The sequence below is a fragment of the Sphingomonas sp. EU05-FHT14C10 genome (assembly GCF_058790595.1).
This window is the reverse complement of sequence record NZ_JBYTEN010000002.1, coordinates 195,778-215,997: the sequence shown is the minus strand read 5'-3', so window position 1 is coordinate 215,997 and position 20,220 is coordinate 195,778. Positions and strand designations below refer to the sequence as shown.

At 65.8% G+C, this 20,220-nt stretch carries 21 protein-coding genes; 18 read left to right on the top strand and 3 right to left on the bottom strand.

The features are described 5' to 3' along the window. Positions 1-272: 272 nt before the first annotated feature. The 7 genes from rpsM to AC3WT0_RS03685 all read left to right on the top strand — a co-directional run bounded on the left by rpsM (position 273) and on the right by AC3WT0_RS03685 (position 7,507). A complete protein-coding gene (gene rpsM / locus AC3WT0_RS03715; protein WP_492751569.1) occupies positions 273-641 on the top strand; it encodes a 30S ribosomal protein S13 in 369 nt (122 codons plus the stop codon). A gap of 61 nt (positions 642-702) precedes the next feature. Next, positions 703-1,092 carry a 30S ribosomal protein S11 gene (rpsK, locus tag AC3WT0_RS03710; RefSeq protein WP_293854988.1) on the top strand — a complete coding sequence of 130 codons (390 nt, stop codon included), beginning with the start codon at positions 703-705 and terminating at the stop codon, positions 1,090-1,092. Positions 1,093-1,184: 92 nt separating this feature from the next. Next, positions 1,185-2,249 carry a DNA-directed RNA polymerase subunit alpha gene (locus tag AC3WT0_RS03705; RefSeq protein WP_492751563.1) on the top strand — a complete coding sequence of 355 codons (1,065 nt, stop codon included), beginning with the start codon at positions 1,185-1,187 and terminating at the stop codon, positions 2,247-2,249. Positions 2,250-2,460: 211 nt separating this feature from the next. Then, a complete protein-coding gene (gene rplQ / locus AC3WT0_RS03700) occupies positions 2,461-2,883 on the top strand; it encodes a 50S ribosomal protein L17 (protein WP_492751561.1) in 423 nt (140 codons plus the stop codon). Between the two features lie 103 nt (positions 2,884-2,986). Beyond that, positions 2,987-5,167 carry a prolyl oligopeptidase family serine peptidase gene (locus AC3WT0_RS03695; RefSeq protein WP_492751559.1) on the top strand — a complete coding sequence of 727 codons (2,181 nt, stop codon included), beginning with the start codon at positions 2,987-2,989 and terminating at the stop codon, positions 5,165-5,167. A 469-nt stretch (positions 5,168-5,636) separates the two neighbouring features. Beyond that, positions 5,637-7,199 carry a glutamine-hydrolyzing GMP synthase gene (gene guaA, locus AC3WT0_RS03690; RefSeq protein WP_492751557.1) on the top strand — a complete coding sequence of 521 codons (1,563 nt, stop codon included), beginning with the start codon at positions 5,637-5,639 and terminating at the stop codon, positions 7,197-7,199. Positions 7,200-7,288: 89 nt separating this feature from the next. Beyond that, positions 7,289-7,507 (top strand): hypothetical protein, encoded by a 219-nt coding sequence (locus AC3WT0_RS03685; RefSeq protein ID WP_492751556.1) that lies wholly within the window; start codon positions 7,289-7,291, stop codon positions 7,505-7,507. Here the strand turns inward: AC3WT0_RS03685 and AC3WT0_RS03680 are convergent. Further along, positions 7,487-7,678 carry a hypothetical protein gene (locus AC3WT0_RS03680; protein WP_492751554.1) on the bottom strand — a complete coding sequence of 64 codons (192 nt, stop codon included), beginning with the start codon at positions 7,676-7,678 and terminating at the stop codon, positions 7,487-7,489. The two genes, AC3WT0_RS03685 and AC3WT0_RS03680, sit on opposite strands and share 21 nt — an antisense overlap. A gap of 177 nt (positions 7,679-7,855) precedes the next feature. Here AC3WT0_RS03680 and AC3WT0_RS03675 point away from each other — a divergent pair, with 177 nt between their 5' ends. From AC3WT0_RS03675 to AC3WT0_RS03635, 9 genes are all read left to right on the top strand, one after another. Beyond that, positions 7,856-8,317, top strand: a complete 462-nt coding sequence (locus AC3WT0_RS03675) for a nuclear transport factor 2 family protein (protein ID WP_492751552.1) — start codon at positions 7,856-7,858, stop codon at positions 8,315-8,317. Positions 8,318-8,350: 33 nt separating this feature from the next. Further along, positions 8,351-9,181: an aldo/keto reductase gene (locus AC3WT0_RS03670; RefSeq protein ID WP_492751549.1), complete on the top strand. Its 831-nt coding sequence runs from the start codon at positions 8,351-8,353 to the stop codon at positions 9,179-9,181. 11 nt (positions 9,182-9,192) lie between these two features. After that, positions 9,193-9,606, top strand: a complete 414-nt coding sequence (locus tag AC3WT0_RS03665; protein ID WP_492751547.1) for an EVE domain-containing protein — start codon at positions 9,193-9,195, stop codon at positions 9,604-9,606. 128 nt (positions 9,607-9,734) lie between these two features. Next, positions 9,735-10,142, top strand: coding sequence for a DUF4279 domain-containing protein (locus tag AC3WT0_RS03660; RefSeq protein ID WP_492751545.1), 408 nt, complete (start codon positions 9,735-9,737; stop codon positions 10,140-10,142). Between the two features lie 38 nt (positions 10,143-10,180). Further along, a complete protein-coding gene (locus AC3WT0_RS03655) occupies positions 10,181-10,531 on the top strand; it encodes an ArsC family reductase (protein ID WP_492751542.1) in 351 nt (116 codons plus the stop codon). Positions 10,532-10,715: 184 nt separating this feature from the next. Further along, positions 10,716-13,307 (top strand): aminopeptidase N, encoded by a 2,592-nt coding sequence (gene pepN / locus AC3WT0_RS03650; protein ID WP_492751540.1) that lies wholly within the window; start codon positions 10,716-10,718, stop codon positions 13,305-13,307. 235 nt (positions 13,308-13,542) lie between these two features. Beyond that, on the top strand, positions 13,543-14,022 hold the full coding sequence (locus tag AC3WT0_RS03645) for a hypothetical protein (RefSeq protein WP_492751538.1): 480 nt from the start codon (positions 13,543-13,545) through the stop codon (positions 14,020-14,022). Between the two features lie 2 nt (positions 14,023-14,024). Then, entirely contained in the window at positions 14,025-14,537 is a 513-nt protein-coding gene (locus AC3WT0_RS03640; protein ID WP_492751537.1) for an Lrp/AsnC family transcriptional regulator, read from the top strand. A gap of 94 nt (positions 14,538-14,631) precedes the next feature. Next, positions 14,632-16,065 carry a family 8 glycosyl hydrolase gene (locus AC3WT0_RS03635; RefSeq protein ID WP_492751536.1) on the top strand — a complete coding sequence of 478 codons (1,434 nt, stop codon included), beginning with the start codon at positions 14,632-14,634 and terminating at the stop codon, positions 16,063-16,065. A 28-nt stretch (positions 16,066-16,093) separates the two neighbouring features. Here the strand turns inward: AC3WT0_RS03635 and AC3WT0_RS03630 are convergent, their stop codons facing one another. Continuing rightward, positions 16,094-17,005 (bottom strand): alpha/beta fold hydrolase, encoded by a 912-nt coding sequence (locus AC3WT0_RS03630; protein ID WP_492751534.1) that lies wholly within the window; start codon positions 17,003-17,005, stop codon positions 16,094-16,096. Positions 17,006-17,086: 81 nt separating this feature from the next. Between AC3WT0_RS03630 and AC3WT0_RS03625 the strand changes: the two genes are divergently transcribed. Further along, entirely contained in the window at positions 17,087-17,602 is a 516-nt protein-coding gene (locus tag AC3WT0_RS03625; protein WP_492751533.1) for a DUF6622 family protein, read from the top strand. 34 nt (positions 17,603-17,636) lie between these two features. Further along, complete coding sequence (locus tag AC3WT0_RS03620) at positions 17,637-18,878, top strand: glycosyltransferase family 87 protein (protein ID WP_492751531.1); 1,242 nt, start codon at positions 17,637-17,639, stop codon at positions 18,876-18,878. Here the strand turns inward: AC3WT0_RS03620 and AC3WT0_RS03615 are convergent. Next, positions 18,866-20,188: a metal-dependent hydrolase family protein gene (locus AC3WT0_RS03615; protein WP_492751530.1), complete on the bottom strand. Its 1,323-nt coding sequence runs from the start codon at positions 20,186-20,188 to the stop codon at positions 18,866-18,868. The two genes, AC3WT0_RS03620 and AC3WT0_RS03615, sit on opposite strands and share 13 nt — an antisense overlap. Positions 20,189-20,220 lie beyond the last annotated feature (32 nt).

Here is a 20,220-nt window from a genome sequence, read left to right as displayed (position 1 = left end):
CGGCCGCGCATGACAATTCCCTATGTCGGACTTAGCGGCGGCACCTCGACCCGGGTGTCGCCGCTTTCTTTCATGCTATGTCCTTATGGACGGTGCGATCGTCGGGGTGTGCGGCTTGACAGACTCGATTCGCACACCTAGATCGCCCCCACTCTGAAACCCAACATATCCCGGCGGCGATTCTGTGCGCGCGCCGGGTGCGTGCGTTTTGGAGCTGACGCTATGAGATGGGCAGCCTGCCAAGCGGCCCGTGGAGCAGGAGAAAGACTTAAATGGCACGTATCGCGGGGGTCAACATCCCCACTAACAAGCGCGTTATCATCGCGCTGACCTACATCCACGGCATCGGCCGCGCCAAGGCTCTCGAGATCGCCGACAAGCTCGGCATCACGCACGAGCGCCGCGTCCAGGACCTTTCGGACCAGGAAGTGCTGCGTATTCGTGAGGCGATCGACGCCGATTACACCGTCGAAGGCGACCTGCGTCGCCAGACCGCGGTGAACATCAAGCGTCTGATGGATCTCGCCTGCTATCGCGGCCTGCGCCATCGCAAGGGCCTTCCGGTTCGTGGCCAGCGCACGCATACCAATGCGCGCACCCGCAAGGGCAAGGCCAAGCCGATCGCCGGCAAGAAGAAGTAAGCAGACTGGTTGAGCCGGCTCGTCCGGCTCCCGGTCCGTAACTCAGGTAGGATCAGCAGATATGGCACGTGAACCCCAGCGTCTTCGCCGTCGCGAACGCAAGAACATCACCGCCGGCGTCGCTCATGTGAACGCCAGCTTCAACAACACCATGATCACCATCACCGACGCCCAGGGCAATGCGATCAGCTGGTCCTCGGCTGGCATGATGGGCTTCAAGGGCAGCCGCAAGTCGACCCCTTACGCCGCGCAGGTCGCGGCCGAGGATGCCGGCAAGAAGGCTGCCGACCACGGCGTCCGCACGCTCGAGGTCGAGGTCAAGGGTCCCGGTTCGGGCCGTGAGTCGGCGCTCCGCGCGCTGCAGGCGGTCGGTTTCCAGATCACCTCGATCCGCGACGTGACGCCGATCCCGCACAACGGCGTGCGTCCGTCGAAGCGTCGTCGCGTCTGATCACGCGGCCGCCGGCGGCCTCTCAGGAGGCCGCCTCCCATGTTTCCGGCCGGGGCGGACGCGCCCCCGCCCAACTGCCCGAGGGGAATACCGTGGCTGTTAATTCCAAGAACTGGCAGGAACTGAAGAAGCCGAACGGCCTCGAGAAGAAGCCGAGCGGCGATGGCAAGCGCAAGGCGACCTTCGTCGCCGAGCCGCTTGAGCGCGGCTTCGGCCTGACGCTCGGCAACGCGCTGCGCCGCGTGCTCCTCTCGTCGCTTCAGGGCGCCGCCGTCACCTCGATCAAGATCGAGAATGTGCTGCACGAATTCTCGTCGCTCGCGGGCGTCCGCGAAGACGTGACCGATATCGTGCTCAACGTGAAGCGTGTCGCGCTCAAGATGCAGGGCGAGGGGCCGAAGCGCCTCCAGCTCTCGGCCACCGGCCCCGGTGCGGTGACCGCCGGTGACATCGCGGTTTCGGGCGACATCGAAGTGATGAACCCCGAGCTGGTGATCTGCCACCTCGACGATGGCGCGACGCTCAACATGGAGCTGACGGCCGATATCGGTAAGGGCTATGTGCCCGCCACCGCCAACCGTCCGGCGGACGCGCCGATCGGCCTGATCCCGGTCGATGCGCTCTATTCGCCGGTGCGCCAGGTCGCCTACAAGGTCGAGAACACCCGCGTCGGGCAGGAGCTCGACTATGACAAGCTGACGCTGACCGTCGAGACCGACGGCACGGTCACGCCGGAAGACGCGGTCGCCTATGCCGCGCGCATCCTGCAGGATCAGCTTCAGCTCTTCGTCCACTTCGACGACGGCCTGCCGGCCGCCGCCGCGCCGGTAGGCGGCCATGCCGCGCCGGTCGCGACCGAAAGCGCGGGCGATTCGAACCAGCTCAACCGCTACCTTCTCAAGAAGGTCGACGAGCTCGAACTGTCGGTGCGTTCGGCCAACTGCCTCAAGAACGACAACATCATCTACATCGGCGATCTGGTCCAGAAGACCGAGGCCGAGATGCTGCGCACGCCGAACTTCGGCCGCAAGTCGCTCAACGAGATCAAGGAAGTGCTCTCGTCGATGGGCCTCCGCCTCGGCATGGAAATCCCGGGCTGGCCGCCCGAGAATATCGAGGAAATGGCCAAGAAGCTCGAGCAGGACATCATGGGCTGAACCCGGCGTCCGGGATTGGCGAGCAGCTAATTCCGGGTTGATCGCCGGGTCCGGCCGGCGGGCATTGCCCGACCGACGGCGCGGCTTGGCCGCGACGGAACAGTTTAAGAGGCGCCAATCAAAAGGCGCGACGGAAATATCGGGGTGAGCTTACCGTCCTCACCTGGTCCAGGGTGCCTGACACGGCCCTCGAACGAACGGAGTAAGAAACATGCGTCATCGCGTCGGTGGACGGAAACTTCAGCGTACGGCCTCGCATCGCGCGGCCCTGTTCCGCAACATGGCGGCGGCCCTCATCAAGCATGAGCAGATCACCACGACCACGGCCAAGGCGAAGGAGCTTCGCCCCTATGTCGAGAAGCTGGTGACGCTCGCCAAGAAAGGCGGCCTTTCCAACCGTCGTCTGGCGCACGCCCGCCTGCTCGACGACGCACAGCTGGTGAAGCTGTTCGACGTGCTGGCCAAGCGCTACGCCGATCGCAACGGCGGCTACACCCGGGTCATCAAGGCCGGCATCCGTGCTTCGGACGCCGCCCCGATCGCGATCATCGAATTCGTCGATCGCGACGTGAGCGCCAAGGGCCAGGATTCGGGCCCGGTGCAGGCCGAGGACGATTTCGCGGACGCGGCGTAAGCCGATCCTGCGAGGCCGGGCTCGACGCGCGGCTACATCGATGGCTTGAGAAAGAGGTCGTGACTGCTAGGGTCGCGGCCTCTTTCCATGTCCGGAGCCGTTGATGCGTCGTGCGTTCCTCTTTAGCCTTCTTCTCGCCAGCGCCATGACCCAAGCCGACGCACAGACGCCCGCCTCCGCCGCCGCAAAGCTGACCTATCCCGATACCGAGCGCGACGGGATCGTCGATACCCAGTTCGGCATTGCGGTTTCCGATCCCTATCGCTGGCTCGAAAATGACGTGCGGCAGGATGCGCGCGTGCGCGACTGGGTGACGGCCGAAAACCGCGTGACCGACGCCTATCTGGCGACGCTGCCCGGCCGCGACGTCTTCCGCCGGCGGATGATCCAGCTGTTCGACTATGAGCGCTACGGCCTGCCCGTGCGCAAGGGCAGCCGCTATTTCTACACGCATAACAGCGGCCTGCAGAACCAGTCGCCGCTTTATGTACGCGACAGCCTCGACGGGCCGGAACGGCTGCTGATCGATCCCAATGGCTGGGCGAAGGACGGCGCCAATGCGCTTGCCGACTGGCAGCCGTCGGAGGACGGTACGCATGTCGCCTATGCGGTGCAGGAGGGCGGGAGCGACTGGCGGACGATCCATGTGCTCGATGTCGCGACCGGGCAACTTCTGCCCGATCATGTCGATTGGGTGAAATTCTCCGGCCTCGACTGGGCCGACGACGGATCGGGCTTCTATTATTCGCGCTTCCCGACCCCGGCCGACGGCGCGAAGTTCCAGGCGGTCAACGAGAATCAGGCGGTCTATTATCACCGCCTCGGTACGCCGCAGGCCGACGACGTTCTCATCTACGCGACGCCCGACCGGCCGAAGCTGAACCATGGCGCGCGCGTCTCCGACGACGGGCGCTGGCTGGTCGTCACCACGTCCGAGGGGACCGACGATCGCTACGAAGTGACGCTCGTCGACCTGAAGGACGCGAAGGCGAAGCCGCGCGCGCTGATCCCCGGCCTCGTCAACAACTGGTCTTACATCGGCAATCGCGGGCCGATCTTCTATTTCGCGACCAATGCTGGTGCGCCGCGCCTGCGCATCGTGACGATCGACGTGTCGCAGCCCGAGCCCAAGGCGAAGGTGATCGTCGAGGAGGATCTGGCGACGCTCGACGGCGCGGCGCTGGTCGGCGACACGCTGGTGCTCGACTATCTGGTCGATGCGCGCAGCAAGGTCCGCCGCTACGGGCTCGACGGCCGCAAGATGGGCAGGGTCGACCTGCCGGGCATCGGCAGCGCAGCGGGCTTCCGGGGCGAACCGGGGAGCAGCGAGACTTTCTTCGCTTTCACCAGCTTCGCGCGGCCGAGCACCATCTATCGTTACGATGCGGCGAAGGGGAAGGCGAGCGTCTGGGCGGCGCCGCGCGTCAGCTTCGATCCCGAGGATTACCGGGTCGAGCAGCAATTCTTCTTCTCGCGCGACGGCACGCGCGTGCCGATGTTCATCGTCTACAAGAAGGGCATCAACCTCTCGAAGGGGTCGCCGACGCTGCTCTACGGCTATGGCGGGTTCAACATCTCGCTGACGCCAGGCTTCTCGGCGGCGCGGCTCGCGTGGATGGAGCAGGGTGGCATACTCGCGGTCGCCAATCTTCGCGGCGGCGGCGAATATGGCAAGGCGTGGCATGACGGCGGCCGCCTCGCCAACAAGCAGAATGTGTTCGACGACTTCATCGCGGCGGGCGAATATCTGGTCCAGCGCGGCTACACGACGCCCGCCCAGCTTGCCATCCAGGGCGGATCGAACGGCGGGCTGCTCGTGGGCGCGGTAGTCAATCAGCGGCCCGATCTGTTCGCTGCGGCGCTCCCCGCCGTGGGGGTGATGGACATGCTGCGCTTCGACCGCTTCACCGCCGGGCGCTATTGGGTCGACGATTATGGCTATCCCGAGAAGGAAGAGGATTTCCACAATCTCTACGCCTATTCGCCCTACCACAACATCAAGGGCGGGCAGGACTATCCGGCGATCCTCGTCTCGACTGCCGATACCGACGACCGCGTCGTCCCCGGCCACAGCTTCAAATATGCCGCGGCGTTGCAGGCCGCCGAGATCGGCCCGCGCCCGCACCTGATCCGCATCGAGACGCGCGCCGGGCACGGCGCGGGCAAGCCGACCGACAAGATGATCGACGAGGCCGCCGACCAGTGGGCCTTTATCGGCAAATGGACGGGGATGAAGGTGCGCCCGGTCGCGACGGCATCGGCCGCCGTGACGCGGGCGCGTTGACGGCTCAGGCGCCGCCGACCCGTCATTGCGAGGAGCATGGCGACGAAGCAATCCAGTTCGGCGCCGGGCACTGCTGGATTGCTTCGCTGCGCTCGCAATGACGGTGCAGGCAGCGTGACGCTGCCTGATGTAGGGAATGGCGGAAAAGCGCGATTCCGGTCTCTGAAAGTTGACAAAGTTGAGAGGCTGGAGCGGTCTTCTCAACTTCGGAGATCGGGCGATGTCAAAGAGCGGGGGCTGGTGCCCCGGCCGCAGGATAGCATTGCGCGGCGACTGTAGGACAGCATTTCGATCTGAGATCGCCGTTCGTCCCGAGCGCAGTCGAGGGACGAACGGGTGAGTGACGAGCGCTCATGCGGTTCGATCAGAGCGGCCACCGAGCCCGATCGGTGCGCCGACTCTCCATATTCGCGCGCGCCCCGGCAAAGAATCACCTTCCCCCGCGCGTGACATCTGCTTAACAGCGCGCATGACCGACCAAGCGCACGACACGATCCTCATCGTCGATTTCGGCAGCCAGGTGACCCAGCTGATCGCACGCCGGATGCGCGAGACGGGCGTCTATTGCGAGATCGTTCCGTTCCAGTCCGCCGACGCCGCCTTCGATCGGCTCAAGCCCAAGGGGCTGATCTTTTCCGGCGGGCCCGCATCGGTCACCGAAGCGAATGCGCCTTCCGCGCCGCAACGCTTCTTCGAGGCGGGGCTACCGATCCTCGGCATCTGCTACGGCCAGCAGACGATGTGCAAGCAGCTGGGCGGCGAAGTCGTCGTTTCGGGCGAGGGGGGCGAGTTTGGCCGCGCCTTCGTCGAGATCAAGGATCGCTCCGCGCTGTTCGACGGGCTGTGGAACGAGGGCGAGCGCCATCAGGTGTGGATGAGCCATGGCGACAAGGTGACGCGCCTGCCCGCAGGCTTCCACCCGATCGCGGTTTCCGAAGGCGCGCCCTTCGCGATTACGGCGGATGAGAGCCGCCGCTTCTACGGCGTGCAGTTCCACCCCGAAGTCGCGCACACGCCCGACGGCAGCAGGCTGATCGCCAATTTCGTGCATCATGTCTGCGGGCTGGGCGGCGACTGGTCGATGGCCGGCTTCCGCGCCGCCAAGATCGAGGAAATCCGCAAGCAGGTCGGCAAGGGCAGGGTGATCTGCGGGCTTTCCGGCGGCGTCGATTCGTCGGTTGCGGCGGTGCTGATCCACGAGGCGATCGGCGACCAGCTGACCTGCGTCTATGTCGATCACGGCCTGATGCGCGCGGGCGAGAGCGAGCAGGTCGTCTCGCTGTTCCGCAACCATTACAATATCCCGCTGATCCATGTTGATGCGGAGGAGCTGTTCCTCGGCGGCCTCGCGGGCGTCACCGATCCAGAAGCCAAGCGCAAGTTCATCGGCAAGACGTTCATCGAGGTGTTCGAGGCCGAGGCGAAGAAGATCGGCGGCGCCGAGTTCCTCGCGCAGGGTACGCTCTATCCCGACGTGATCGAGAGCGTCAGCTTCTCGGGCGGCCCCTCAGTGACGATCAAGAGCCACCACAATGTCGGCGGCCTGCCCGAGCGGATGAACATGAAGCTGGTCGAGCCGCTGCGCGAGCTGTTCAAGGACGAGGTCCGCCTGCTTGGCCGCGAGCTGGGGCTGACCGAGGCGTTCGTCGGCCGCCATCCCTTCCCGGGGCCGGGCCTCGCCATCCGTATCCCCGGCGAGGTGAGCAAGGAACGTTGCGACATATTGCGAAAGGCCGATGCCATCTATCTGGAAGAGATCCGCAATGCCGGGCTCTACGATGCGATCTGGCAGGCCTTCGCCGTGCTGCTGCCGGTGCGGACGGTGGGCGTCATGGGCGACCACCGCACCTATGACTCGGTCTGCGGCCTGCGCGCGGTGACTTCGGTCGACGGCATGACCGCCGACATCTACCCCTTCGACGCCGCCTTCCTCTCGCGCGTGGCGACGCGGATCATCAACGAGGTGAAGGGTATCAACCGGGTGGTCTACGACTATACGTCAAAGCCGCCGGGCACGATCGAGTGGGAGTGACGATCAACGCCTGTCCGGGGGACAGGCGATAATCGTCATTCCAAGTCTCGCCGGAATGGATTGAGGAAACCAACGCGAAAGGAATGCCGATGACCGAGCCCGTCGTGATTTCCGATCCGTCCCCGCCGCCCGGCGACTATCATCCCGAGGAGATGCGCGCGGCGGTCAATCTGCGGATTGGCGAGCGCGCGGTGTTGCAGGCGCAGGCGCGGATGACGCCGGCGGGCGTCATTTCGGGCGGGCTTGCGCTTTCGGCGATGTTCCTCTCACTCGGCTACCTCGCCCGGTCATATCGTCGGCTGCGCTGAGGCGCCGCTTGTCGCGAGGCGGTGGGCCAGGAGTAAGGCAAGCGCGGCGGCCGTGCCGCTGACGCCCAGCGTCGCGAGCATCACGGCCAGCGATCCGCCCTGGTTGCGCGCGAAATTGAACCATGCGCCGAACTGGTCCAGCCGGGCGCCGATCGTGGGCCTGCTCTTCATCCCCGTTGTCCTTCGCTGTGCAGCGCGGGCCGCGCCGATATGGCTGCCCCCGATCTGGCCCCGTCCTCATCGCGTGGGGAGGGGCGTCGAAACAATCAAACGCAGGTATGCCAAACTCAGGTATAGGTGGGCGGCGGTGCCGGCCGGTCCATGTTGGCAGCAGCAGGAGACATGACCATGGCAACGATTGCCCCACCCTTCACCCTCGAAAGCGCCATCCAGAAGGTTCGCGGCGCGGAGGATGGCTGGAACAGCCGCGATCCTGAGCGCGTCTCGCTCGTCTACACGCCTGACAGCCACTGGCGGAACCGCGCCGAATTCGTCAACGGCCGCGCCGAGATCGTCGCATTCCTCACGCGCAAATGGGCAAGGGAACTCGATTATCGGCTGATCAAGGAGCTGTGGGCCTTCACCGACAATCGCATCGCCGTGCGCTTCGCCTATGAATGGCGCGACGACAGCGGAAACTGGTTCCGATCCTATGGCAACGAGAATTGGGAGTTCGATGCCGAGGGGCTGATGCAGCGCCGCTTCGCCTGCATCAATGACCTGCCGATCGCCGAAGCCGATCGCAAGTTCCACTGGCTGCTGGGCAGGCGGCCCGACGATCATCCCGGCCTGTCCGACCTCGGGCTTTGACGATCGGGCGCGCCGCCGCCTAAGAAGTGGGGCATGACAGACCAGCCCCTTCTCCCCCTCGTCGACGGCACCACTATCCCGCAGATCGGACTCGGCGTCTGGCAGACGCCCGACGACGTTGCGGTCACCGCCGTGAGCGCCGCGATCAAGGCCGGTTATCGCCATGTCGATACCGCCGCCATCTACCAGAATGAGAAGGGTGTGGGCGAAGGCCTCCGCGCCTCGGGCGTCGCGCGCGACGACATCTATGTGACGACCAAATTGTGGAACGACGATCAGGGCTATGATTCGGCGCTGAAGGCCTACGACAAGAGCCTTGGACGGCTGGGGATCGACAAGGCCGACCTCTACCTGATCCACTGGCCGTCGCCGCATCGCGGCCTTTATGTCGACAGCTGGAAGGCGCTGGTGCGGCTGAAGGAGGAAGGCCGGGTCGGCGCGATCGGCGTGTCCAACTTTGCGTCCGAACATCTCGATCGGATCATCGACGCGACGGGGGTGACCCCGGTGCTCAACCAGATCGAGCTTCACCCCGATTTCCAGCAGCGCGAACTGCGCTCGCTCCACGACGATCTCGGCATCCGTACCGAAAGCTGGAGCCCGCTGGGGCAGGGCAAGCTGCTCGCCGATCCCGTCATCGCGCGGATCGCGGCTAAGCATGGCCGCACACCCGCGCAGACGATCATCCGCTGGCACCTCGATCAGGGGCTGATCGTCATCCCCAAATCGGTCACGCCCTCGCGCATCGTCGAGAATTTCGACGTGTTCGGCTTCGCGCTCGATGCCGGGGACCTGGCGGCGATCGACGCGCTCGACGGCGCGGGCAACCGCATCGGCCCCGATCCGCTCACCGCCGCGTTCTGAGGGGCAGGGCGATGGCGCATTGGCTGGTGAAGTCGGAGCCGTTCAAATACAGCTTCGACGATCTGATCCGCGACGGCGAGACGGTGTGGGACGGCGTCCGCAACAATCAGGCGGCGATCTACCTGCGCAGCATGAAGCTGGGCGAGGAGATCTTCTTCTATCATTCCAACGAGGGGCTGGCGGTCGTCGGGATCGCCAGAATCGTCAGGGAACATTATATCGATCCGACCGACCCCAAGGGCCGCTTCCCGGCGGTTTCGGTCGCCCCGGTGCGCAAGATCGCCCACCCCGTCACGCTCGCCGCGATGAAGGCGGAGCCGAAGCTCGAGGGCATGGCGATGTTCCGCCAGTTCCGCCTCTCCGTCACCCCGATCGCCGACGACGAATGGGCGACGATCCTCGGCATGGCGGGCGAGGGTGCGTGATGATCACCATGTACGGCATCAAGAATTGCGAGCAATTATTTTCAATGCGCGCAGATGCTCGGCGAGAGCCAGCCGTTGTAATCCGACGGATTTCTGTCGTTGACTGCTCCGTCTGTTAGGTTGTTACGATGGGCATTTTGAGCAAATCTGCTGCGTCGATCGGATTTTACGGTGATGAGCTTGAACCGGCAGAGCTAACTAGGTTGTTAGGCACAGAGCCGACCGTAGGAGTTTCGAAGGGAGGCACTTGGCAGACCTCAGGAGGCGCGGAGAAAACGGCGTCCATTGGTTCTTGGCGGCTCATCGCAGAGCGTCGGGCGCCGGGTGATCTCGACGGCCAGATTAACGAGCTGCTGGATCGAATGGCAGATGACTTTTCTGCATGGCGAACGCTCGCGAGCCGCTATCGGGGCAGGGTGTTTTGCGGCCTCTTTCTTACTGAAGGTAATGAGGGACTGACGTTGCAGGCAAGCACGGTTCTGAGGCTGGCGGAACGAGGGTTGCAGATTGACCTCGATATCTACGGTCCAGAATGACCGCGCCGATGGCTCCAAGGTAACAATTAGAGGTTCGAATGACGGTAACCATGTTTGGTATAGTTAACTGCGACACGATCAAGAAGGCGCGTAACTGGCTTGAGGCGCATGGCGTCGCCTACGCCTTTCACGACTACAAGGCGGAAGGGATCGATGCCGCCACGCTCGCGCGCTGGTCGGCCGAGCTGGGGTGGGACAAGCTGCTCAACCGTGCGGGGACGACCTTCCGCAAGCTGCCCGAAGCCGATCGCGAGGGGCTGGACGAGGCCAGGGCGATCGCGCTGATGGTCGCGCAGCCTTCGATGATCAAGCGGCCGCTGCTCGATCTGGGCGACCGCAGGCTGCTGGGCTTCAAGCCCGATCTCTATGTCGAGGCGTTCGGCCGATAATCGCCGTCATTGCGAGCGCAGCGAAGCAATCCAGTGGATGCCGGGCGCCGGACTGGATTGCTTCGCTGCGCTCGCAATGACGGAAAGGCGGCGTCGGGCCGGGGCGCGGTGGCGCGACCGGCATGGGCCGCCGCCGCCCCCATCCGGGCTGGTCAGGCGCGGGCGGGCGTCGTAAGCCGGATGGATGCTTGACGCCCAGACCGGTTCCGCCGCCCCGCATGTCGTCCGTCGCGAGGATTATCATCCGCCCGAGTGGCTCGTTCCGGACATCGCGCTCGATTTCGATCTCGATCCCGCCTGCACGCATGTGCGTGCCACGCTGTCGGTCGAGCGCAACGCGGGGGAGGGACCGCTGCGCCTCGACGGCGGCGGGCAGATGCCCGTTGCGGTCCGCGTCGACGGCCAGCCCGCCGCCTGGCGGATGGAAGGCAGCCAGCTCGTCGTCCCGCTCACCGGCGCGGCGCATCGGGTCGAGACCGAGGTCGAGATTTCGCCGGAAACCAATACCCAGCTGATGGGGCTCTATGCCTCGGGCGGGCTGCTCTGCACCCAGTGCGAGGCCGAGGGTTTCCGCCGCATCACTTTCTTCCCCGATCGGCCCGACGTGCTGTCGCGCTATCAGGTGCGGATGAGCGCGGACAAGGCGCGCTTCCCCGTGCTGCTGGCCAATGGCGATCATGTTGGCGGCGGCGATCTGGACGGCGGGCGCCATTGGGCCGAATGGCGCGATCCCTTCCCCAAGCCCTGCTATCTCTTCGCGCTCGTCGCCGGCGATCTGGCGGTCAATGCCGACAGCTTCACGACGATGAGCGGGCGCAAGGTCGATCTCGGCATCTGGGTGAAGGCGGGCGATCTGCCGCGCACCGGCCACGCCATGCAGGCGCTGAAGGCGGCGATGGCGTGGGACGAGCGCGTCTATGGCCGCGAATATGATCTGGACGTGTTCAATATCGTGGCGGTGGCCGATTTCAATTTCGGCGCGATGGAAAACAAGGGCCTGAACATCTTCAATTCGCGCTATATTCTGGCCGATCCCGAAACCGCGACTGATATGGATTTCGATGCGATCGCCGGCGTCGTCGCGCATGAATATTTCCACAACTGGTCGGGCAATCGCGTCACCTGCCGCGACTGGTTCCAGCTTTCGCTGAAGGAAGGCTTCACCGTCTTCCGCGATCAGGAATTCAGCGCCGATCAGGGATCGCGCGCGGTCAAGCGGATCGAGGATGTCCGCCTGCTCCGCGCCGCGCAGTTCCCCGAGGATTCGGGGCCACTCGCGCATCCGGTGCGCCCCGAAAGCTATATGGAGATTTCCAACTTCTACACGGCAACCGTCTACAACAAGGGCGCCGAGCTGATCCGCATGATGGCGACGATGCTGGGCAAGGAACGTTTCCGCGCCGGTACCGATCTCTATTTCGACCGGCACGACGGCGAGGCGGCGACCTGCGAGGATTTCGTCAAGGCGATGGAGGATGGTGGCGCGATCGACCTGACGCGCTTCCGCCGCTGGTATGCGCAGGCAGGCACGCCGCGCGTGAAGGCGTCGCTGACTCATGCGCCGGCGACCGGCCGCGCGGTGCTGTCACTGTCGCAGACGGTGCCGCCCACGCCGGGGCAGGACGAGAAGCTGCCCCAGCCGCTGCCGCTGCGTGTCGCGCTGTTCGGCGAGGCGAGCGGAGCGCAGATCGGCGAGGAGAGGCTGGTCGTGCTCGAGGATGCGAGCGCAGAGATCGTCTTCGACGGCGTCGGCGAGCGTCCGATCCTGTCGATCAATCGCGGCTTTTCCGCCCCGATCGTGCTCGAGACCGACCGTTCGGCGGCCGATCTCGCCTTCCTGTCGGCGCATGACGACGATCCCTTCGCGCGCTACGAAGCGATGCAGCAGCTGATGCTCGACCGGCTGATCGCGGCGGTGACGGGCGGCGACGCCGATCCGGCGCCGGTGATCGAGGCGGTGCGCGCGACGATCGACGATCCCGCGCTCGATCCCGCCTTCGTCGGCGAGGCGCTGCTGCTGCCGAGCGAATCCTTCATCGGCGACCAGCTCGGCGAGGTCGATCCCGACGCGATCGGCGAAGCGCGCGACGCGCTGCGCCTTGCCATCCTGCACGGCATCGGGCGCGAGCGCTGGCGCGACCTGTGGGCGGCCAATCGCGACAATGGCTATCAGCTCAATCCCGCAGCCAAGGGCCGCCGACGCCTCAAGAATGTCGCGCTCGGCTATCTGCTCGCCGAGCATGATGCGGAGCCGGTCGCGGCCGCCGCCGACCAGTATCGCGATGCCGACAACATGACCGACCGGCTGGCGGCGCTCCAGCTGCTCGCCAACACCGGCACCGAGGCGCGCGAGCAGGCGCTGGCCGATTTCTACCGGCGCTGGCACGACAATGACCTCGTGCTCGACAAATGGTTCACCACGCAGGCGCTGGCGACGCGCGCCGATGCGGCGGAGCTGGTCGCCGCGCTGGCGAAGCATCCCGATTTCACGCTTGCCAACCCCAATCGCGCGCGCGCGCTGATCGGCGCCTTCACCGTCAACCAGCGTGCCTTCCACGCCGCCGACGGTCGCGGCTATCGCTTCCTTGCCGACCAGATCATCGCGCTCGACCGGCTCAATCCGCAGACGGCGGCGAAGATGGTGCCGCCGCTCGGCCGCTGGCGTCGCTTCGACGCCGCCCGCGCTGCGTTGATGAGGGGCGAGCTGGAACGCATCGTCGCGACGCCGGGGCTTTCCAAGGATGTCTTTGAACAGGCGTCGAAAAGCCTGGGCTGACCGATTCCCGATATTGTCAGACTAACCCGGCGCGCTTCGGCGCGCCGGGCGCGATGCGTTTGAGCAATATCGTCATCGATATCGCTAACGATTAGTGCAAACGATCCAATTTTAATGCCGGACTTGTTCCAATGTCGGCTATCATCTTCCCATGCGCGCGCGTTTCTGCCAGCCTTCGTTTCATTCTGAAGTCCGGCCCATCCGGGTCGCACGGGGGCCAGCAAGGGGACAGCTGATGTTGGGATTCGGCTCGCGCGTCGTAGCGGCATTCGCCGCCTGCGCGCTGACGGGAGCAGCCTATGCGCATGACGATGCGCCGGTCGCGCCGACGCCCGAAGGCGGGCTGTCATGGGATGTGCTTGCTTCGTCCAACGCCGTCGCGTGGCAGGATGCGGCGGGCATCGAGCATCTGAAGCCGCAATTCTCCGCCGAGGTCGCCGAACTGCGGAACAAGCCCGTGACGATCGCCGGCTACATGATGCCGATCGACGAGGACAGCCCGACGCAAAAGCGCTTCATCCTCTTCCAGTCACCCCCGGACTGCCTGTTCCACATGACGCTCGGCCCCACCCACTTCATCGAGGTGACGACCGACAAGCCGATCAAGGTGACGGGGCGTCCGCTGGTGCTGCGCGGCACGCTCAACCTGATCGACGACAAGCAGGGGGGCGTGTTCTACCGCATTGCGGACGGACAGCTCCTGTCGGTGCTTTGACCGTGCGCGGCATAGCCGACCGCGCGCCGCCCGTGCGTGGCGATGCGCCTGCGCAGCCCAGCGATCTCGACGCCTATGACATGAAGATCCTCCACACGCTGGTGGGGGACGGGCGGATCAGCTGGCGCGATCTGTCCGACCGCATCGGTCTTTCGCTCACCCCGACGCTGCGCCGCGTCCGCAGGCTCGAGGCGTCGGGCTATATCGAGGGCTATACCGCGCTGCTCGACGAGCATCGGCTGGTCGGATCGCTCAGCGCCTTCGTCTCGGTGACGCTCGAAAAGCAGTCGGAAGAGACGCTCGGCACGTTCGAGACGCAGATCGCGCTGCTCGACGAAGTGACGAGCTGCTTCATGATGACGGGCAGCTTCGACTATCTCGTCCGCGTCGTGGTGCGGGACCTCGATCATTATCAGGGGCTGGTGACCAAGCTGGCGCGCATCCCCAATGTCGCGCACATCAATTCCAGCTTCGCGCTGAAGGCGATCGTGCGCCGGCCGGGCGTGCCGATCTAGGCAGGATCGGCGCGCCCGCGCCTGCCCAAATGCGTTGCAACGCTTCTCCCGCTGGTTTTTATAGTCAGACAAAATCAGTGGCAGGGAGAGATTCGTGACGTACCGCCTGTTGGCAGCCGCGCTTGCGCTGGCGCCGTTGTCCTTCGCCGCCATGCCCGCCGGGGCTGCATCGTCGCCCGCCGCACCGCTCGACGATGGCGCAGGCGCCTATAAGACGCGCGCCTATCGCAACATGTTCGTCGAGCGCCTGGGCCGCACGCCGGACGAGACGCACGCCAGGATCGAACGGGCTTTCCAGAAGCTGTTCCACGGTGACGGGCAGGAAGAGCGCATCTATTTCGAAACCGGCGCCAACGAGAACGGTCCGCTCGCCTACGTCACCGACTGGGCAAACAACGATGCCCGCTCGGAAGGCATGAGCTATGGCATGATGATCGCCGTGCAACTGGGCCGGAAGCGCGAGTTCGATGCGCTGTGGAACTGGTCGAAGACGCATATGCTCAACACCGATCCGAAAAATCCCTCGGTCGGCTATTATGCCTGGTCGATGAATACCGACGGCACCCCGCGCTCGACCAGCGCCGCGCCCGACGGCGAGGAATATTATGCGATGGCGCTTTATTTCGCCGCGCATCGCTGGGGCAATGGCGCAGGCATCTATAATTATAAGGCGGAGGCCGACCGGATATTGAGCGGGATGCGCCATCATCCGCTGACGACCGCGACGCCGCCTTTCCGCGTGCATCCGAATGATCCGCCCGTCGTCGATCCTGATCAGCCCTGGCCGAGTCCGAACAATCGCACCGCCGCCGCCGAGGCCGCGGCCGAAGGCAAACCCTGGCCGCCGGTCCGCCCCGATCGCGCGCCGCGCCCGGTAACGGTAGGGCCGATGGTCGACGAGGCGAGCAATATGATCCGCTTCGTGCCCGAAACCAATATTCCGGGCACCGACGCTTCCTATCACCTGCCCGCCTTCTACGAGCTCTGGGCGCGCTGGGGGCCGGTCGAGGATCGCGCCTTCTGGGCGAAGGCGGCGGCGGTCAGCCGCGACCTGTTCGTCGGCGTGACGGGGCCGAAGACCGGGCTAGCGCCCGATCGCAGCAATTTCGATCTGGCGCCCGCGACCGGCTGGGACGGCAAGCCCTCGCAATTCGGCTATGACAGCTGGCGCACGGTCAGCAACTGGTCGGTCGATCACAGCTGGTGGGGCAAGGATCCGCGCCAGCGGACGCTGAGCGACCGGGTTCAGGGCTTCCTCTTCTCGCAGGGCATCCACAGCTTCCCCGATCGCTACACGCTCGACGGCCAGCCGCTCTCGAAGCGCCATTCGCCCGGCATGGTCGCGGCGGCGGCGGTCGGCAGCCTTGCCGCGACGCCGGGCGACGTTTCGACCGCTTTCCTCAAGCAATTATGGGACATGCCGGTGCCGTCGGGCGAACAACGCTATTTCGACGGGATGCTCTATCTGATGAGCCTGATGCATCTGAGCGGCGAATTCCGCATCATCGAGGCCGGCGGCGGCGCATAGCGCATCGGGGAGGCGGAAGCCGCCGCGTTCAGGCTGCGTCGAACCAGAATCGCGCCAGATCGTCGACAATCGGTGCGAAGAAGGCTGAATCGAGCGCGTGGCCCATCGTCTCGATGATCCGGAGCCGCGCGTCGGGGATCGCCGCCGCCGTCCAGCGCGCATGATCGGGCGGGAAGATCGGGTCGCCGCCGCCGTGCAGCACCAAAGTCGGCACCGTGATACGCGCGAGATCGGCGGCTTCCAGATCGGGCGTCGCGGCCTGCGCGCGGCTGTGATTGCTGTTGTTGGCGATCGCCGCCGTCAGCGCGTCGCGCCGCGCCAGCGGCCGCTCGGCGAAGGCGCGGCCGAGTACTGCCCATTCCGCCTCGTCGAACGGCGACGCGGGGCCCTTGGCGAGCCGGAAATTGTCGACGAAGCGTGCCGCCTGCGCCTCCACGCCCTCGGCGGGCGTGCTGTTGAGCGCGATCACTGCGGCGACATAATCGGGCGCGGGGGCGGGGAGATCGCCGGGCGTCTGCTCCGCGCCGGTGAAGGCCGCCGTCTTGGGGCGCAGCCGCGCCGACGACATCATCGAGACGAGGCTGGCAGCGCGTTCGGGCGCGGCCAGCGCCATGCGGCAGGCAAGCACGCCGCCCTGCGACAGGCCGACGAGATGCGCGCGCGCGATGCCGAGGGCATCGAGCAGCCCCAACGCATCCTCGACCAGCGCATCGAGCGTGTAAGGATCGGCGTCATAGTCGACATAGGTCGAAAGCCCGGTGTCGCGCTGGTCGAAGCGGACGATATGATAGCCCTTGTCGGCCAGCATCGCGCAAAAGGCATCGGGCCAAACCAGCCCCGGCGCGCTGTTGCCCATCAGCAGCAGCACGGGCGGCGCGTCCGCTTCGCCGAAAGTGTCGAAGAACAGTTCGATTTTTCCGATCTGAACCGATTGCGTCATGTCCGTGCTCCGTGCATGGCGCAAGCGCTTGCCCCACGCGGCGGGCGGTGTCCACGCGGATTTGGACAGGGGGACTGCAGCATGGAATGGATCGTCCAGATCGTCAGCCACACGCCCGTCTGGGTGTGGGTGCTTTTCGCCTTCCTGGTCTCGCGCGGGATCAAGGCGTTCAAGCCCGCCGAAGTGACGCCGGCCAAGCTCGCGATCGTGCCGGTACTGCTCGCGGGCTGGGGGCTCTACGATCTGGTGCGGCTCTACGGCGTCGGCGTCGGGAGCCTCGGCCCCTGGCTGATCGCATTGCTCGTGGGGGCGGCGCTCGGCTGGCTGATCCTGCGCAGGCGGCCGATCGGGGCCGATCCTGCGCGCGGCGTGATCCTGCGTCCTGCCGACTATTCGGTGCTGCCGCTGGTGCTGATCGCCTTCGGGATCAAATATTGTTTCGGTGTGATCGCCGCCATTTTGCCGCAGACGCTGGCCGATCCAGGTTTCCGTCTGCTCGATCTGGGCCTGTCGGGCTTCCTTGCGGGCATCTTCGTCGGCAAGTTCGCGACCTATATCCAGCGCTATCTGGCGGCATCCGCGCGCGGCAAGGCTTAAGCGCTTCTTCAGCGTTGCGGGCTAGACCCGCCCCATGCTGCTGTCCCGCGCCTTCGCGATAGCCGGGTCGATCGATCCCGCGCGGCTGCGGCGCATCGCATTGGTCTGGTGCGGCGTCGCGGGACTGCTGCTTGCCGCCTATCTCGCGCGCCAGACGCGCCTTGGGCTGACCGACGGGGCGGGCAAGCCTTTCGGCGAGGATTTCCTCAATTTCTGGGCGGCGGCGCGGCTCGCCATTTCGGGGCAGGCGGGTGCGATCTACGATCTCGCGCGCTTCCATGCCTTCGAGACGCGCGTCGTCGGCGCGCCCATCGACCTTTATCATGCCAGCTACCCGCCGGTGATGTGGCTGGTCAGCGCGCCGCTGGGCTTCTTCCCCTATGTGGCGGCGTGGGCCGTCTGGCAGATCGGCGGATGGGCCGCCTTCGCACTCGCGCTACGGCGGATCGTCCCGGCCGGCTGGCCGCTCGTCGCGCTCGCGGTGCCGGCGGTGTTCGTCAATGCAATCGGGGGGCAGAATGGCTGCTGGATGGCGGCGATCATCGGCTGGGGTCTGATCCTGCTCGATCGCCGGCCGTTGCTCGCCGGCGCGATACTCGCGCTGTTCGTCGTCAAGCCGCAGCTCGGCTGGCTGATCCCCTTCGCGCTGATCGCCGCCGGGCGCTATCGCGCGCTGGCTGCGTTCGCGGCGTCCGCCTGCCTCATGCTGATCGCGACGCTGCCGCTGTTCGGCGTCGAGTCATGGCTCGCCTATGCGCGCCAGGCGGCGATGCTCAAGGCCGTTATCCTCGAGGATGGCAGCGGCACCTGGCATCGGATGGTCTCGCTCTTCATCCTCGCGCGGCATCTGGGGGCGCCGCTCGCTTTCGCTTATGCGGTGCAGCTTGCCGCGAGCCTTGGCGCGTTGTTCGTCGTCATCCGCTGCTGGCGTCGCGAAGGTCCGTCGTCGCGGGCGATGGCGTTGCTCGTCGTCGCGATGCTCGTCGCCTCGCCCTATGTCAGCGACTATGACTGCGTGATGCTGACGCTTGCCGCCGCGTGGCTGTGGGCTTTGGCGGCCGCGGAGGGGAGGGGCCGGATCGCGCTTGCCCTCGTCATGCCGCTGTTCGCCGCTTCGCTGGCGTCGCTGACCGGGATCGCGCTCGGCGCGCTGGCGCTATGGCCGCTGCTGTTCTGGGCGGCGAGGACGTCCACCCTTCCGGCCCAGACAAAAAGCGGCCCGGACCGCCACGAGGACGGCCCGGGCCTCAGGGTGGTGGGCTCTCAGTTGACGTAGAGCGGCTTGCCGTCCGCCTTGTAGACGGTGCCGCCCTTCATCACGAACTGGACGCGCTGCATCTCGGTGATGTCGGCGATCGGATCGCCCTTCACCGCGATGATATCGGCGTAGCGGCCGGGCTGGATCGATCCGATGTTGTCGGACTGGTTGAGCAGCTCGGCGGCATTGTGGGTGCCGGCATAGATGGCCTCCATCGGCGGGATGCCGGCCTTGACCATATATTCGAGTTCCTTGGCGTTCTGGCCGTGCGGCTTCCAGCCAAGCTGATCAGTGCCGAGCGCGATCTTCACGCCCGCCTTGTAGGCGTTGATCGCATTGCCGGTCATCGTCGGGGTGACGGCGATCGCCTTGCCCGCGACGGTCGGCGGCAGCAACTCGGGCGTCTTGATCGCGACTTCGTAGATCTCGTTCGCCGCGAACAGCGTCGGGACCATGTAGGTGCCGCGCTCCTTCATCATCTTGTAGGTCTCGGCGTCCGAATAGGTGCCGTGCTCGATCGAATCGACCCCGGCGCGGATCGCGGCGTCGATGCCGGCCTTGCCGTGCGCATGGCTGGCGACCTTCATGCCGAGCGAATGGGCGGTATCGATGATCGCCTTCAGCTCGTCGTCGCGCAGAAGCTGGAGCGTGGGATCGTCACCGACGCTGGCGACGCCGCCCGACGAGTGGATCTTGATCACGTCGGCGCCGCGCTTGCGCAGCTCGCGCACCGCGTGGATCGCCTCGACCGGGCCGTCGATGACGGTCATCTTCCAGTCGTCGGTGCGCTCCCAGCGCGGATCGATGCCGTTGCTGGGATCGGAATGGCCACCGGTCGGGCTGATGGCAGGGCCGGAGATCCACAGGCGCGGGCCGTGGATGAGGTTGGAATTGATCGCGCCCTTGAGCGCGCTCAGCACCTCGATATTGCCGCCCACGTCGCGCACGCTGGTGAAGCCGGCAAGCAGGATGGCATTGACGTTCCAGGTCGACTGGAAAGCCTGCTGCTCGGGCGTGCCGCGCAAACGGTCGCGCCGCGATCCGCCGCCGGTGACGTGATCGTGCACGTCGGTCATGCCGGGGAGCACCGTCTCCGCCGACAGGTCGATCACTTCGGCCCCGGCCGGGGTGACGAAGCCGTTCTGCACGCCGGTGATGCGATCGTCCTTGATGATGATCGACACCTGGCTGCGCGTCGTCTTGGTGACGCCGTCGATCAGCTTGCCGGCGTGGATCACCACGTCCTTGGCGGCGGCCGGCGCGCCGGCGAGCGCCGCCGCGAAGGCGGTGGCGGCGAGCAGCGCGATCTTGCGGGTACGGAACTTCATACTGTGCTTCCCCCTTGTTGGTCTGTGTCTGG

What these genes read in the sequence shown, in the direction of transcription:
- AC3WT0_RS03660 (WP_492751545.1), top strand. Translation starts at nt 9,735, where the DNA reads ATGGGCATTTTGAGCAAATCTGCTGCGTCGATCGGATTTTACGGTGAT.
- AC3WT0_RS03625 (WP_492751533.1), top strand. Translation starts at nt 17,087, where the DNA reads ATGGAATGGATCGTCCAGATCGTCAGCCACACGCCCGTCTGGGTGTGG.
- pepN (WP_492751540.1), top strand. Translation starts at nt 10,716, where the DNA reads ATGCTTGACGCCCAGACCGGTTCCGCCGCCCCGCATGTCGTCCGTCGC.
- AC3WT0_RS03620 (WP_492751531.1), top strand. Translation starts at nt 17,637, where the DNA reads ATGCTGCTGTCCCGCGCCTTCGCGATAGCCGGGTCGATCGATCCCGCG.
- AC3WT0_RS03630 (WP_492751534.1), bottom strand. Translation starts at nt 17,005, where the DNA reads ATGACGCAATCGGTTCAGATCGGAAAAATCGAACTGTTCTTCGACACT.
- rplQ (WP_492751561.1), top strand. Translation starts at nt 2,461, where the DNA reads ATGCGTCATCGCGTCGGTGGACGGAAACTTCAGCGTACGGCCTCGCAT.
- rpsK (WP_293854988.1), top strand. Translation starts at nt 703, where the DNA reads ATGGCACGTGAACCCCAGCGTCTTCGCCGTCGCGAACGCAAGAACATC.
- AC3WT0_RS03665 (WP_492751547.1), top strand. Translation starts at nt 9,193, where the DNA reads ATGGCGCATTGGCTGGTGAAGTCGGAGCCGTTCAAATACAGCTTCGAC.
- guaA (WP_492751557.1), top strand. Translation starts at nt 5,637, where the DNA reads ATGACCGACCAAGCGCACGACACGATCCTCATCGTCGATTTCGGCAGC.
- AC3WT0_RS03695 (WP_492751559.1), top strand. Translation starts at nt 2,987, where the DNA reads ATGCGTCGTGCGTTCCTCTTTAGCCTTCTTCTCGCCAGCGCCATGACC.
- AC3WT0_RS03670 (WP_492751549.1), top strand. Translation starts at nt 8,351, where the DNA reads ATGACAGACCAGCCCCTTCTCCCCCTCGTCGACGGCACCACTATCCCG.
- AC3WT0_RS03655 (WP_492751542.1), top strand. Translation starts at nt 10,181, where the DNA reads ATGACGGTAACCATGTTTGGTATAGTTAACTGCGACACGATCAAGAAG.
- AC3WT0_RS03645 (WP_492751538.1), top strand. Translation starts at nt 13,543, where the DNA reads ATGTTGGGATTCGGCTCGCGCGTCGTAGCGGCATTCGCCGCCTGCGCG.
- AC3WT0_RS03680 (WP_492751554.1), bottom strand. Translation starts at nt 7,678, where the DNA reads ATGAAGAGCAGGCCCACGATCGGCGCCCGGCTGGACCAGTTCGGCGCA.
- AC3WT0_RS03615 (WP_492751530.1), bottom strand. Translation starts at nt 20,188, where the DNA reads ATGAAGTTCCGTACCCGCAAGATCGCGCTGCTCGCCGCCACCGCCTTC.
- AC3WT0_RS03685 (WP_492751556.1), top strand. Translation starts at nt 7,289, where the DNA reads ATGACCGAGCCCGTCGTGATTTCCGATCCGTCCCCGCCGCCCGGCGAC.
- AC3WT0_RS03675 (WP_492751552.1), top strand. Translation starts at nt 7,856, where the DNA reads ATGGCAACGATTGCCCCACCCTTCACCCTCGAAAGCGCCATCCAGAAG.
- rpsM (WP_492751569.1), top strand. Translation starts at nt 273, where the DNA reads ATGGCACGTATCGCGGGGGTCAACATCCCCACTAACAAGCGCGTTATC.